Annotated in this window: 11 protein-coding genes and 1 pseudogene; 11 read left to right on the plus strand and 1 reads right to left on the minus strand. The window is 74.0% G+C overall.

Translation table 11 applies throughout. The features are described 5' to 3' along the window. Window positions 1-67 precede the first annotated feature (67 nt). The 11 genes and pseudogenes from Phou_RS49110 to Phou_RS49160 all read left to right on the plus strand — a co-directional run bounded on the left by Phou_RS49110 (window position 68) and on the right by Phou_RS49160 (window position 11,901). Window positions 68-1,705: a carbamoyltransferase family protein gene (locus Phou_RS49110; RefSeq protein ID WP_173071708.1), complete on the plus strand. Its 1,638-nt coding sequence runs from the start codon at window positions 68-70 to the stop codon at window positions 1,703-1,705. Next, window positions 1,702-2,658, plus strand: coding sequence for a glycosyltransferase family 2 protein (locus Phou_RS49115; RefSeq protein ID WP_173071710.1), 957 nt, complete (start codon window positions 1,702-1,704; stop codon window positions 2,656-2,658). The genes Phou_RS49110 and Phou_RS49115 overlap by 4 nt, the downstream gene beginning before the upstream one ends. Further along, window positions 2,658-4,250 carry an HAD-IIIA family hydrolase gene (locus tag Phou_RS49120; protein WP_173071712.1) on the plus strand — a complete coding sequence of 531 codons (1,593 nt, stop codon included), beginning with the start codon at window positions 2,658-2,660 and terminating at the stop codon, window positions 4,248-4,250. Before Phou_RS49115 ends, Phou_RS49120 begins: the two co-directional genes overlap by 1 nt. Then, window positions 4,247-5,239 carry a glycosyltransferase gene (locus Phou_RS49125; protein WP_173071714.1) on the plus strand — a complete coding sequence of 331 codons (993 nt, stop codon included), beginning with the start codon at window positions 4,247-4,249 and terminating at the stop codon, window positions 5,237-5,239. The genes Phou_RS49120 and Phou_RS49125 overlap by 4 nt, the downstream gene beginning before the upstream one ends. After that, entirely contained in the window at window positions 5,224-6,441 is a 1,218-nt protein-coding gene (locus Phou_RS49130; RefSeq protein WP_173071716.1) for a glycosyltransferase, read from the plus strand. The genes Phou_RS49125 and Phou_RS49130 overlap by 16 nt, the downstream gene beginning before the upstream one ends. Further along, the gene (locus Phou_RS49135; RefSeq protein WP_173071718.1) at window positions 6,441-7,064 is read left to right on the plus strand and encodes a D-sedoheptulose-7-phosphate isomerase; all 624 of its coding nucleotides are present in this window, start codon (window positions 6,441-6,443) and stop codon (window positions 7,062-7,064) included. Before Phou_RS49130 ends, Phou_RS49135 begins: the two co-directional genes overlap by 1 nt. Next, a complete protein-coding gene (locus Phou_RS49140; RefSeq protein ID WP_173071720.1) occupies window positions 7,061-8,437 on the plus strand; it encodes a PfkB family carbohydrate kinase in 1,377 nt (458 codons plus the stop codon). Before Phou_RS49135 ends, Phou_RS49140 begins: the two co-directional genes overlap by 4 nt. Continuing rightward, a complete protein-coding gene (locus tag Phou_RS49145) occupies window positions 8,437-9,123 on the plus strand; it encodes an SDR family oxidoreductase (RefSeq protein ID WP_173071722.1) in 687 nt (228 codons plus the stop codon). Before Phou_RS49140 ends, Phou_RS49145 begins: the two co-directional genes overlap by 1 nt. Continuing rightward, window positions 9,120-10,006 (plus strand): annotated as a pseudogene (locus Phou_RS49150) (glycosyltransferase family 9 protein). The gene Phou_RS49145 and the pseudogene Phou_RS49150 overlap by 4 nt, the downstream one beginning before the upstream one ends. After that, window positions 9,990-10,946 carry a DNA topoisomerase IB gene (locus Phou_RS49155; RefSeq protein ID WP_173071724.1) on the plus strand — a complete coding sequence of 319 codons (957 nt, stop codon included), beginning with the start codon at window positions 9,990-9,992 and terminating at the stop codon, window positions 10,944-10,946. The pseudogene Phou_RS49150 and the gene Phou_RS49155 overlap by 17 nt, the downstream one beginning before the upstream one ends. A 67-nt stretch (window positions 10,947-11,013) precedes the next feature. Then, the gene (locus tag Phou_RS49160) at window positions 11,014-11,901 is read left to right on the plus strand and encodes a trypsin-like serine protease (RefSeq protein WP_173071726.1); all 888 of its coding nucleotides are present in this window, start codon (window positions 11,014-11,016) and stop codon (window positions 11,899-11,901) included. Window positions 11,902-12,210: 309 nt separating this feature from the next. On the opposite strand, the gene Phou_RS49165 is transcribed toward Phou_RS49160, so the two are convergent. Next, window positions 12,211-13,242, minus strand: a complete 1,032-nt coding sequence (locus tag Phou_RS49165) for a LacI family DNA-binding transcriptional regulator (protein ID WP_173071728.1) — start codon at window positions 13,240-13,242, stop codon at window positions 12,211-12,213. Window positions 13,243-13,443 lie beyond the last annotated feature (201 nt).

A 13,443-nucleotide genomic window follows, 5' to 3' on the forward strand; every position in this document is an offset into this window, starting at 1 on the left:
GTCAGGGTGCCCGGACGCCGCGCCGCCCTGATGGTTAGACGCGGCATGCAGGGGTATCCCGCCGGGCATGCGGGTCTTGGGTGTCAACTCGATCTTTCATGATCCAGCCGCGGCTGTCGTCGTGGACGGTCGCGTCGTGGCCGCCGCCGAGGAGGAACGGTTCAGCCGCCGTAAGCACGGCAAGCGGCCCGTGCCCTTCAGCGCCTGGGAACTGCCCGAGCTGGCCGCCGCCTGGTGCCTCGCCGAGGCGGGCCTGGAGCCGGGCGACCTGGACGCGGTCGCGTACTCGTTCGACCCGGCACTGTGCGGCGACGACCTCGGCGAGAGCGACCCCTGGGACTGGCTGCGCGTGGAGTATGCCCAGCGTGCGCCGCAGTTTCTGGCCACCGCGCTGCCCGGCCTCGACCCGGGGATCGTCCGCTTCGTGCCCCACCACGTCGCGCACGCCGCCTCGGCCGGCCTCGCCATGCCGCACCGCGACGACGCCGCCGTGCTCGTGCTGGACGGCCGCGGCGAGTCCGCCAGTCACCTCGCCGGCGCGTACCGCGACGGCCACCTCAGCCAGCTGTACGCCCAGCGCCTGCCGCACTCGCTCGGCCTGCTCTACGAGGATCTGACCCGCCATCTGGGCTTCCAGCACTCCAGCGACGAGTACAAGGTGATGGCCCTCGCCTCGTACGGCGAGCCCAAGCACCTGCCGCTGCTGCGCGACCTCGTGCGGGCCAACGGCGACGGCGGCTTCACCGTCGAGCCGATCGCCTGGGACAGCCTCGCCAAGCGCCGGACGGCGGATGGCGAGATGACCGGTGAGCACGCCGACCTGGCCGCGAGCGTGCAGGAGCGGCTGGAGGAGGTGCTGCTCGACCTGGCCCGCTGGACCTACGAGGCGGCCGGCGGCCCGCGCGTGCTGGCGATGGCCGGCGGCACCGCGCTCAACTGCGTGGCCAACGCGCGGCTCGCCGCCGAGGGCCCGTTCGACCACGTCTGGGTACAGCCCGCGGCGGGCGATGCCGGTACCGCGCTCGGCGCCGCGCTGCACGTCGCCCGCGACGGCGGAGCGCGGCCGGAGCCGATGCCCGGCGTCGCGCTGGGCCGCGGCTGGAGCGACCGCGAGATCGAGGCGGATCTGGAACGCGCGGCGCTGCCGTTCACCCGGCCCGAGTCGATCGCCGCCGAGGCGGCGCGCGTGCTGGCCGCCAACGGCATCGTGGCGTGGTTTCAGGGGCGTGGCGAGTACGGACCGCGCGCGCTCGGCCACCGCTCGCTCCTGGCTCACCCCGGCGACCAGGACACGACCCGCCGGATGAACGACGTGAAGGGGCGCGAGCAGTTCCGGCCGATCGCGCCGATGGTGCGTGCCGAGCGGGCGGCCGAGGTCTTCGAGGGCGTGCTGCCGAGCCCGTACATGCTGTTCGTCCACAAGGTACGGCCGCAGTGGCGGGACCGGATCCCGGCGGTGGTGCATGTGGACGGTACGGCGCGGGTGCAGACGGTCGATCCCGACAGCGAGCCGCTGGTGGCCGAGATGCTGGCCGAGTTCGACAGGCTGACCGGGCTGCCCGTCGTCGTCAACACCTCGCTCAACACCGCGGGGCGGCCGATCGTGGACACACCGCGCGAGGCGATGGAGCTCTTCGGCTCGGCACCGGTGGACCTGCTCGCGATCGGGCCGTACGCCGTGCACCGGGCCGAGGTGTTCCGGTGATCTCGATCGTCGTACCGACGGTCGGGCGGCCGAGCCTCGCCGTGCTGCTCGACCACCTCGCACCGTCCATAAGGGAGGGAGCCGAGATCCTGGTGGTCGACGACCGGCCCGAGCGGTTGAGCCCGCTGAGGCTGCCGGCGCGCGATGGCTCGTACCCGAAACTGCTGACGGGACGCGGCCGTGGGCCGGCGGCGGCGCGCAACACGGGCTGGCAGGCCGCCCGCTTTCCCTGGGTGGCTTTTCTCGACGACGACGTGGTGCCCGACCCGGACTGGTTTGCGCGCCTCCGCTCCGACCTGGACGTGCCCCCGCGGGTGGGCGGCGTGCAGGGCCGGATCCGGGTGCCGCTGCCGGCGGACCGCCAACCGACCGATTGGGAGCGTTCCACCGCGGGCCTCGAGCAGGCCCGCTGGATCACGGCGGACATGGCCTACCGCCGCGCGGCCCTGGCCGAGGTGGGCGGCTTCGACGAGCGCTTTCCCCGCGCGTACCGCGAGGATGCCGAACTTGCGTACCGGGTGCGGAAGGCCGGCTGGGATCTTGTGTGCGGCGCGCGGCGGGTGACCCATCCGGTGCGTCCGGAGGGGCCGTGGGTGAGCCTGCGCGCGCAGCGCGGAAACGCCGATGACGCCCTGTTGCGACATATGTACGGACCGCGATGGCGGGCGCTCGTCGAGGCGCTGCCCGGGCGGCGTCCCCGCCACGTCGCCGTCACCGCGGCGCTTGTCGTGGCCCTCGCCGTGCCGCGGCTGCGGGCGGTCGCCGGAGCGGCGTGGGCGGCTGGTACGGCGGAGTTTGCGGCCGCCCGTGTCAAGGCCGGCCCGAAGGCGCCTCGCGAGGTCGCGACAACGCTCCTGACCAGCACAATCATCCCGCCGCTTGCGACCGCGCACTGGCTTCGAGGCTGGTGGCGGTGGCGCGGTGCGCGGCCGGTCGGGACGGGGATCAGTTGATGTTTACTTCTGTTGCCCCCGGGAACCAGCGTCACGTGCGGAGCCACCTGTTCGATGCGGTGCTTTTCGACCGCGACGGCACTCTCGTCCGGGATGTGCCCTACAACGGGGACCCGGCCCTCGTGCGCCCGATGCCGGGTGCCCGGGCCGCGTTGGATCGGCTCCGCGCGGCCGGCTTTCGGCTCGGCGTGGTGACCAACCAGTCGGGCATCGCCCGCGGCCTGCTGACGCCGGGCGACGTGGCGAGGGTGAACGCCCGGGTGGAGGAGCTCCTCGGGCCGTTCGACACCTGGCAGGTGTGCCCGCACGGAGAACGCGACGGATGCCGGTGTCGCAAGCCGCAACCCGGCATGATCGTCGATGCGGCCGCGGCGCTGGGGACCACTCCCCAGCGCTGCGTGGTCGTTGGCGACATCGGCCGGGACATGGGCGCCGCCGGTGCGGCGGGCGCCGCCGCGATCCTGGTGCCCACGGCGGTCACCCGAGCCGAGGAGGTCGCCGCCGCGCCGACCGTTGCCGGCGACCTGAATGCGGCCGTACACCAGATCCTGCGCCGTTCCCGGCTGGTCCCCGCGGGCACCGCCGGCCACCGGCGGGGCACGGTGCTCGTCGCCCGGCCCGACTCGGCCGGTGACGTGCTGGTCACCGGGCCCGCGATCCGGGCGGTCGCCGCCGGCGCCGAGCGGGTGGTCATGCTCTGCGGACCCCGTGGGCGCCGCGCCGCCGAGCTGCTGCCCGGAGTGGACGAGATCATCGAGTGGCAGCTGCCGTGGATCGACCCCAGCCCTGAGCCGCTGGACAGGTCCGAAGTGGACCGGATGGTGGACCGCATCGCGGCGGCGGCGCCGGAGGAGGCGGTGCTGTTCACCTCGTTCCACCAGAGCGCGCTCCCGCTGGCCCTGGTCCTGCGCATGGCGGGCGTGGACCGCATCTCCGCGATCAGCGACGACTACCCGGGCTCCCTTCTGGACGTACGGCACCGCGTGCCGCTCGGCATCCCCGAGCCGGAGCGCGCGCTCTCACTGGCGGCCGCGGCCGGCTTTCCGCTGCCCCCCGACGACGTGCCCGAGCTGCGGATCCGCGTGGCGGAGGCGGCCACCGACCTGGCGCCCGGCTACGTGGTCGTGCACCCCGGCGCCTCGGTGCCGGCCCGCGCGTGCCCACCCGAGCGGTACGAGGCGATCGTCGTCGCGCTCACCACCGCCGGCCACCGCGTCGTGGTCACCGGCGGGCCGGACGAGCGCCCGCTCAGCGCCCGGGTAGCCGGTGCCGCCGCGCTCGACCTGGGCGGGCAGACCTCGCTCGGCGCGCTCGCCGCGGTCATCGCGCGCGCCGCCTGCGTGGTCGTGTCCAACACCGGACCGGCCCACCTCGCCGCCGCCGTCGGCACGCCGGTGGTGAGCCTCTTCGCGCCGACCGTCCCGTTCGGACAGTGGGGGCCGTACCGCGTGCCGTGGGTGCGGCTCGGCGACGCGACCGCGCCGTGCCGGAACACGCGGGCGGCGGTGTGCCCCGTCGCCGGCCACCCGTGCCTGTCCACGGTGGACCCGCTTGCGGTGGTCGAGGCGGTACGTCGGGTCGGTGCGCCGTGAACATCCTGCTCTGGCACGTCCACGGCTCGTGGACGACAGCCTTCGTACACGGCAAGCACCGCTACATCGTGCCGGTCACGCCGGACCGCGGTCCGTACGGCCTCGGCCGCGCCCGCACGTACGACTGGCCGGACACGGTGGAGGAGGTCCCGCTGGAGCGCCTCGCGGCCGAGGAGGTCGACGTGGTGGTGCTCCAGCGCGGCGAGGAGCTGGGGCTGGTCGACCGCTGGCTCGGCCGGCGTCCACCGCTTGTCTATGTGGAACACAACACGCCGAAGGGTGACGTGCCCACCACCCGCCACCCCATGGCCGACCGCGACGACGTCCTCGTCGTGCACGTGACCCACTTCAACGAGCTTTTCTGGGACACCGGCGGCACGCGTACCACCGTCATCGAGCACGGCATCGTGCCGCCGGCCGCCCGCTACTCCGGTGAGCTGCCGCGCCTGGCCGTCGCCACGAACGAGCCGGTGCGCCGCGGCCGGGTCACCGGCACCGACCTCTTCCCGCGGTTTGCCGCGGTGGCGCCGCTGGACGTCTACGGCATGGGCGTCGCCGACCTGAACGCCCTGTCCGGCGTGGACGCCCACGAGGACCTCCCGCAGGCCCGGATGCACACCGAGCTCGCCCGGCGCCGCGCGTACCTGCACCTGTGCCGGTGGACCTCGCTCGGCCTGAGCCTCCTGGAGGCGATGGCGATGGGCATGCCCGTCGTCGCGCTCGCCACCACCGAGGCGGTCCGGGCGGTGCCGCCGGACGCCGGCGTGCTGTCGACCCGGGTGGAGACGCTCGTGGAGGCGGCGAGGTGGCTGCTGGAGGAGCCGGAGGAGGCCCGCCGGCTGGGCGCACGCGCCCAGGTGGCGGCGAATGAACGCTACGGGCTCGACCGCTTCCTGGCCGACTGGGACAGGTTGTTCGAGTCCATCCATAGTCCTGGGGATTTCCGTGGTCCTGGGGTAGGAGGAGGTTCGCCATGCGCATCGCGATGATCTCGGAACATGCCAGCCCGCTGGCCGCGCTCGGGGGAGTCGACGCCGGCGGGCAGAACACCCACGTCGCCGAACTGGCCGCCGCGCTGGCCGTCGAAGGGCACGACGTACGCGTGTACACGCGCCGGGACTCCGCCGACCTGCCGGCTCTCGTCACGGTGCGGGAGGGGGTGACGGTCGCGCACGTGCCGGCCGGCCCGCCCGAGCCGCTGCCCAAGGACGACCTGCTGCCGTACATGAAGGACTTCGGCCGCTGGCTCGTCGACGAGTGGCGAAGCGACGAGTGGGCGCCGAGCGTCGCGCACGCACACTTCTGGATGAGCGGGCTCGCCGCGGTGACCGCGGGTCGCCAGACGGGCGTTCCGGTGGTGCAGACGTACCACGCGCTTGGCACGGTGAAGAAGCGGCACCAGGGCGCGGCGGACACCAGCCCGGCCCGGCGCATCGGGTACGAGCGGATGCTCGGCAAGGCCGTCGACCGCGTCGTCGCGCAATGCCAGGACGAGGTGCGCGAGCTGGTGCGGATGGGCGTGCCCCGCAACCGCATGGCGCTGATCCCGTCTGGTGTGGACAGTGAGCGCTTCTCGCCGGAGGGTCCCGCGGCGCCGCGCGACCCCGACCGGCCGCGGATCCTGACGGTGGGCCGGTTTGTGGAACGCAAGGGCTTCGCCGACGTCATCCGCGCGCTGAAGATCGTGCCGGGCGCCGAGTGCGTCATCGTGGGCGGGCCGGCGGCCGGGAGCCTGGACACCGACCCGTTCGCCAGCAAGCTGCGCAGCCTCGCGGAGTCCACAAAGGTCGCCGACCGCCTGCACCTCGTGGGCGCCGTGCCGGCGAACGAGATGCCCCGCTGGTACCGCTCCGCGGACGTCCTCGCGACCGCGCCCTGGTACGAGCCGTTCGGCCTCACCCCGCTGGAGGCGATGGCCTGCGGCGTGCCCGTGGTCGCCACCGGCGTCGGCGGCCTCACCGACACCGTGGTGGACGGGCTGACCGGTGACCTTGTGCCGCCGCGCGACCCGCGCTCGCTCGGCATGGCGCTGCGCCGCGTGCTCGGCGACCCGGTGCGGCGCTTCGCGTACGCCACGGCGGCGCTCGACCGGGCCCGCCAGTGCTACTCGTGGAAGCGGGCCGCCGAGCAGTTGGGCGCCCTGTACGCGACCGTGAGCGGGCTGCGGCCGGCGACAGGAGCGGTGGCCTGATGGAGGATGGAGCGCTGTCCGTGTTGGACAGTCACTTGGCGAGCCTGGCGTCGGCACTCGTGCCGTACCGCCAGGCCGCCCGCAAGCTCTCCCGGTGGGGGCACGAGCTGGCCCGGTTGCTGGCCGGCGGAGGGCGGCTGCTCACGGCCGGAAACGGCGGCAGCGCGGCCGAGGCCCAGCACCTGACCGCCGAGCTCGTGGGCAAGCTGCGCGACGACCGGCCGGCGCTGTCCGCGATCGCGCTCACCGCCGAGACCTCCTCGCTGACCGCGGTGAGCAACGACTTCGGGTACGACGAGGTGTTCGCCCGCCAGGTACGCGCCCACGGCCGCGCCGGCGACATCCTGCTGCTGCTGTCGACGAGCGGCCGCAGCACCAACCTGCTCGCCGCCGCCGAGGCCGGCGCCGACTGCGGGCTGCGCGTCCTCGGCCTCACCGGACCCACCCCCAACCCGCTCGCCGAGCTCTGCTCGGACGTGCTCGCGGTGCCGTCGCCCGACCCGCAGGTCGTGCAGGAGCTGCACCTGGTCTCGGTGCACGTGCTCTGCGAGTACGTCGACCTCGCACTGCCGTCGCTGCCCGCGCCCGCACGGCGCGCGGTACCGGTGGGAGGGCTGCGATGATCGTCATTGTCGGCGACACGCTGCTGGACCGGGACGTCGACGGCGCCGTGAGCCGGATCAGCCCGGACGCCCCGGTGCCCGTGCTGGCCGAGAAGTCCACAACGGACCGCCCCGGCGGGGCCGGGCTGGCGGCGCTGCTGGCCGCCCGCCGCGGCGAGTACGTCGCGCTTGTCACCGGGCTGGCCGACGACGCGGCCGGTGCCCGACTGAGCGCGCTGCTGTCCGCCGCCGGCGTCCGGATCTACCCGCTGCGGATGACTGGTACGACGCCCGAGAAGATCCGGCTGCGTTCGCGCGGGCAGGCGCTGCTGCGGCTGGACCGCGGCGACGCCGAAGTGGACGGTGAGCCGACGGAAGCCGCGCTCATGGCCATCGCCGAGGCGGACGCGATCCTGGTCAGCGACTACGGGCGCGGCATGGCCAGGCACCCGGCGCTGCGCGCCGCGCTGGCCGAGGCGACCGCTCCGGTGGTGTGGGACCCGCATCCGCGCGGGCCGGCGCCGGTGCGTGGCGTACGGCTCGCCACGCCGAACGAGGCCGAAGTCCAGCACCTGACCGGCGACTCAGGCGGGGGCAGCCGGGTCGCCGCCGCCGCGCGCGGCGGGCAGGAGCTGCGCACGCGCTGGCGCACCGGTGCCGTGGCCGTGACGATGGGCGGCGACGGCGCGCTGCTCTGCAACGGCCCCACGCCGCTTGTCGTGCCGGCGCCCGGCCGGATGGACGGCGACACCTGCGGCGCCGGTGACCGCTTCGCCACGACGGCCGCGCTCGCGCTCGCCGGTGGTGCGCTCGTCTCCGAGGCGGTGCAGGAGGGCGTGCGGGAGGCCACCGCGTACGTGGCGAGTGGGGGAGTGCAGGCCGCGCTCGCGCAGCAGGAGCCGGTGGCCGGCGCCGCCGGCGTCGGCAGGGACGCGGTGGGCGAGCTGGTCGGGCGGGTACGCGCGCGGGGTGGCCGGGTCGTCGCCACCGGCGGCTGCTTCGACCTGCTGCACGCGGGGCACATCGCCACGCTGGAGGCGGCCCGCCGGCTGGGCGACTGCCTCGTCGTGTGCCTTAACTCCGACAGCAGCGTCACCTCCCTCAAGGGGCCGGAGCGGCCGATGGTGCGGCAGGAGGACCGGGCACGGCTGCTGTCCGCGCTGTCCGCCGTGGACGCGGTCGTGGTGTTCGACGAGTCCACGCCCGACGCCGTCCTGTCCTGGCTCCGCCCCGACGTGTGGGTCAAGGGCGGCGACTACGGCAGTGACGGAGGGTTGCTTCCCGAGGCCGACCTCGTTCAACGGTGGGGTGGGGAATGCGTGATCGTGCCGTACCTGGACGGCCGCTCGACGACGCGGATGATCGCGGCGGCTCGGCACCTGGAGGGAGTTTGATGAAGGTCGTACTGGTCAGCGGCGGTTCCAGCGGGCTTGGCGCATCGGTGGTCGCCGCCGCCTCGAAGGAGGGCTGGCGCCCCTTCATCCTCGACCGGCAGCCACCGGTCGTACCGGTCGACGGCGCGGTGTGGGTCGAGTGCGACCTCGCGGACACCGGTGCGGCCGAGGAGGCCACCCGCCGCATCGCGGCGGAGGCGGGCCGCTTGGACGCGGTGGTGACCGCGGCCGGCGTCGACGTGCCCGGGCGGCTGGCGGACGTACCGGCCGAGGTGTGGGAGCGCACGGTCACGATCGACCTGTTCGCCACGGCGGCGGTCGTCCGGGCCGCCCTGCCGTCTCTGGAGCGCGCGCACGGCACCGTCGTCACGGTCGCCTCCACCCTCGGCTTCAAGGCGGTCAGCGACGCGACCGCGTACTGCGCCGCGAAGTTCGGCGTCGTGGGCTTCACCCGCGCGCTCGCCGCGGAGCTCGCCGGCACGGTGGGCGTGACGCTGCTGGTGCCCGGCGGGATGCGCACGCCGTTCTTCGACGGGCGGGACGAGCAGTACAAGCCGGGTCCGGACGCCCAGCTCAACGACCCGGCCAACGTGGCCAACGCGGTCATGTTCGCGCTGAACCAGCCGCCCGGCAGCGCGGTCCGCGAGATCGTGGTCTGCGCCGAGCAGGAGTCGTCGTACCCATGATCCTGGTGTTGCGGGCGTTGGGGATCGGTGACCTGGCGACGGGCGTGCCGGCCCTGCGCGCGCTGCGCCGGGCGTTTCCCGACCGTACGCTCGCGCTCGCCGCGCCGGCCTGGCTCAGCCCGATGGTCGAGCTGATCGGCGGGATCGACGCGCTGGTGCCCTGCGACGGGCTGGAGGGCCGCGCGCTGCCGCAGGCTTCATGGGCGGTCAACCTCCACGGCCGGGGCCGCAGTCGCACCGGCTGTTGCGCCGCGCCCACCCCGAGCGGCTGTACGCCTTCGCGTGCCCGCAAGCGGAGCATGTGGACGGTCCTGAGTGGAGTGACGGCGAGCACGAGGTGCGGCGCTGGTGCCGCCTCCTCGAGTGGTACGGCATCCCCACCGACCCCACCGACCTCGCGCTGCTCCCGCCACCGGTGCCGCCGCGCGCCGGCGTCGCGGTCGTACACCCCGGTGCCAAAGCCGCCGAACGGCACTGGCCGCCGCAGCGCTTCGCGGCCGTGGCCCGCCACCTGGCCGCGCGCGGGTTCGACGTTGCCGTCACCGGCTCCGCCGCCGAGCGACCGATCGCCGAGTGTGTCGCCGAGCTGGCAGGGCTGGGTGAGGACTCGGTGCTGGCCGGCAGCACCGACCCCGCCGAGCTGGCCGGCGTCGTGGCGCACGCGAAGCTCGTCGTGAGCGGCGACACCGGCGTCGCGCACCTGGCGACCGCGTACCGCATCCCGTCCGTGGTCCTCTTCGGACCCGTGACGCCCGACCTGTGGGGACCGCCTCCGGACCGGCCCGAGCACCGCGCGCTGTGGCGCGGCCCGGCGGTCGGTTCGATCGGAGTCGAGGAGGTGCTCGCCGCCGTGGACGAGGTGACGTGTGCGGCTGCGGCGTAGCGACGTGTCCGCGCCCGGGTACGGGCGGCGCATGCGCGGGCGTGGCGTCTCGTTCGTGGACGAGGAAGGCCGGAAGATCTCCGACCCTGAAACCCTCCAGCGCCTGCGCGACCTGGTGATCCCACCGGCGTGGAAGGACGTCTGGATCTGTCCGGACCCGCGCGGACACATCCAGGCCACCGGCGTGGACGCAGCCGGGCGCAAGCAGTACCTCTACCATCCACAGTGGAGGGCAGACCGCGACGCGGCCAAGCACGAGCACGTGCTTGACGTCGCGGCACACCTGCCCGCCCTGCGCCGGCGGGTCAACTCCGACCTCGGCGGGCGCGGCCTGGGACGCGAGCGCGTGCTGGCCGCGGTCGCCGCACTGCTGGACATGGGCGCGTTCCGGGTGGGCGGCGACGAGTACGCGGGCGGCGACGACCCCACCTACGGCGTGTCGACGCTGCGCCCCGAGCACGTGCGCGGCCGCAAGGGGTGCGTGGTGCTCGAGTTTCCGGCGAAGGGCGGCGTGGACCAGTCCTGCGAGGTGACCGACGAGCGGGTGTGCGAGGTGCTGCGCGCGCTGCGCCGGCGCCGCAAGGGTGCCGAGCGGCTGTTCGCGTACTGGAACGGGCGCGGGTGGCACGACGTGCGCAGCGACGAGGTCAACGAGTACCTGCGCGAGGCGAGCGGCACCGACATGACCGCCAAGGACTTCCGCACGTGGCACGCTACGGTGCTCGCCGCGGCCAAGCTGGCGGGGGAGGGGACGCAGGGCTCGGCGACCCGCCGCAAGCGCACGGTGGCGGCGGTGATGCGCGAGGTGGCTGAGCTGCTCGGCAACACGCCGGCCGTGGCGCGGGCGTCGTACGTGGATCCGCGCGTCGTCGACCTCTACCACGACGGCCAGGTGGTCTCCGCACCGACGGAGAGCGCCGTCCGCAAGCTCCTCTCGTAGCCCCCTGTAACGGCGCCGGCCACCGCGCCGCTCTTACCAGGTGACCCACCCGTCATCTGGAGGAACAATGCGTGCTCGCCCGGGACTTCGCGTCCTGTTCGCGGTGGCCACCGCCGCCGCGGCCGCCGCTTTCGCCGCGTCACCCGCCGCGGCTGTCAACTCGTACAACGCCCTGCCCGCGCCGGAGCGGACCGAGGTGGGTGCGCTGATCGTGCAGTGGGACCGGGACGGTGACCCGGCCACGCCGGACGTCGTCGACTGGTACTGCTCCGGCACGATGATCGACACGGACGTGTTCCTGACCGCCGCCCACTGCACCACCGACTGGCCGGCCGGGGCGAGGTTCTACGTCTCGCTGGCGCAGGACGTCCAGGGCGCGCTCGACGCGGCAGCCGGCCAGGGCCTGCCGCCGCAGCAGGTGGCGGCCGCCGTCGCGGTCGAGGGCACGGCGCACACGAGCCCGGCCTACCCCGGCAACTCCGCCGACGCGCACGACATCGCCGTGGTCACCTTCACCCCGGCTCAGGCGGCCTCGCTCGCCGCCCGCTGGCCCTTCACTCCGGCGACGCTGCCCTCGGCCAACCAGCTCGGGGCGCTCGGCTCGCGGGCGCTCGCGGCGGCGCCGTGGCAGGTCGTCGGCTACGGCACGGAGGAGGCCGAACGCGGGCCGGGTGGGCACGTGCACCCCGGGGGCGGCGTGCGGATGAAGGCGCCGGTCGGCTTCGACGCGCTGAACCCCACCTGGGTCCGGCTGGCGATGAACGAGAGCCGCGACTTCGGCGGCGCCTGCTACGGCGACTCCGGCGGCCCGAACTTCGTCACCGTCGGCGGCCGGATGCTGCTCGCCAGTACGACGATCACCGGCGACGCACCGTGTTACGCCACCAACGTCACGTACCGGCTCGACACGGCGAGCGCGCGGGGCTTCCTCGGCCAGTTCGTCGCGCTCCCATGACGGCCGCGGGGCCGGCACGGAGGGGTGCCGGCCCCGCGAGCTCGGCGGCCGCGCCTTGCGCTGTCTCACGCGCCACCGCCCGCGGAGAATGCGCCCTCTAAAGACCTTTCGGGTTGGGGTGCGCAGGTCCGTCCACAGTGCAGCACCGCCCGACGCGGCCCGGTGCAGGCGGCGCTCACCGTCGAGATCTCGACGGTCATCCCAGGAGATTTGGGCTACCGCGACGTCCGCGGTGGTCCAGAGCGCGGTAGCCCGGAACTATCTCAACGTGAATCTGACGTTCGCACTCACCCTGACCGCGAAGGGTGTCTAGCCTTGGCGGGGTCGGAGGGGGCCGGTGGAGTCGCGGACCACCAGGCGGCACGGCTGGCGGATCACGCCGGCCGCGGGCTGGCCGTCGAGGGCGGCGAAGAGATGATGGACCGCGGTCTCGCCGAGCTGCTGCAGGTTCAGGTCCACTGTGGTCAGTGGTGGCAGGCAGTCCGAGGCGAACTCGTGCCAGTTGTCGTACCCCACGATGGAGATGTCGTCGGGGATGTGGCGGCCCAGCTCGCGCACCGTGTGGGCCGCGCCGCTCGCGATCTGGTCGTTGCCGCAGAAGATGGCGTCGATGTCGGGGTACGCCGTCAGGAGCGTGCGGGTCGCGTGGCGGCCCCAGCGCTGCGACCACTCGCCGAAGAGCGGGTCGCCGCCGACCAGCGGGAGGCCCGCGTCGGTCAGCACCTTGCGCGCCGAGGTCACGCGGTCGCGGGCGGCGCGGTAGGTCTCCGGTCCGGTGATGTGCGCGATGCGGCGGCGGCCGAGCGAGACGAGGTGCTCGGTGGCGAGGCGGGCGCCGTGCTCGTCGTCGGCCAGGACGGAGAGGTCGTTGGGGTCGTCGGACTCGCCGTACACGTACACGACCGGGACCGGGATCTGGCTGGTGAGCGACGGGCGCAGGTCGTTGGAGTCGCCGAGGAGGACGAAGCCGTCGACCTGGCGGGCCAGCAGCGTGCGGATGTAGTGCTGGCGGCGGATCGCGTCACCGCGGGCGTCGCAGAGCAGCACGGACATCTGTCCACTCGCGAGCGCGTCTTCGATCCCCAGCAGGATCGGGATGGAGAAGCGGCCGGCGAGCTCGTCGGTCAGCAGGCCGATGGTGCGGGTGCGGCCGGTGAGCAGGCCGCGGGCCAGCGCGTTGGGCTGGAAGGCGAGCTCGTCGGCGGCCTGCAGCACGCGGCGGCGGGTCTCCGGCGCGACCTCGTCGCGCGCGTTGAGCGCCTTGGACGCGGTGGCCACCGACACGCCCGCGCGGCGGGCCACGTCGGTCAGCGTGACCGGTCTGGAACGCTGCCTGGCCACCGAAATCCTTTCGCCTGGCGTTTCGTCGGAGGGTACACCAAGACACCCTTGACAGCCTCACAGCGACATCGCTAGATTGCCGAAAAGGTTTTCGGGCCACCGGGCGGCCAGGTCCTGTCGGTACGTCAAAGGGTGCCCGCATGTCCGGTCATAGCTGGGTTCACGTTCACATAGATGACGAAACATGCCCGTGACCGGCGA

The organism is Phytohabitans houttuyneae (genome assembly GCF_011764425.1).
GTDB lineage: Bacteria > Actinomycetota > Actinomycetes > Mycobacteriales > Micromonosporaceae > Phytohabitans > Phytohabitans houttuyneae.

What these genes read in the sequence shown, in the direction of transcription:
- Phou_RS49120 (WP_173071712.1), top strand. Translation starts at nt 2,658, where the DNA reads ATGTTTACTTCTGTTGCCCCCGGGAACCAGCGTCACGTGCGGAGCCAC.
- Phou_RS49140 (WP_173071720.1), top strand. Translation starts at nt 7,061, where the DNA reads ATGATCGTCATTGTCGGCGACACGCTGCTGGACCGGGACGTCGACGGC.
- Phou_RS49145 (WP_173071722.1), top strand. Translation starts at nt 8,437, where the DNA reads ATGAAGGTCGTACTGGTCAGCGGCGGTTCCAGCGGGCTTGGCGCATCG.
- Phou_RS49110 (WP_173071708.1), top strand. Translation starts at nt 68, where the DNA reads ATGCGGGTCTTGGGTGTCAACTCGATCTTTCATGATCCAGCCGCGGCT.
- Phou_RS49160 (WP_173071726.1), top strand. Translation starts at nt 11,014, where the DNA reads ATGCGTGCTCGCCCGGGACTTCGCGTCCTGTTCGCGGTGGCCACCGCC.
- Phou_RS49130 (WP_173071716.1), top strand. Translation starts at nt 5,224, where the DNA reads ATGCGCATCGCGATGATCTCGGAACATGCCAGCCCGCTGGCCGCGCTC.
- Phou_RS49135 (WP_173071718.1), top strand. Translation starts at nt 6,441, where the DNA reads ATGGAGGATGGAGCGCTGTCCGTGTTGGACAGTCACTTGGCGAGCCTG.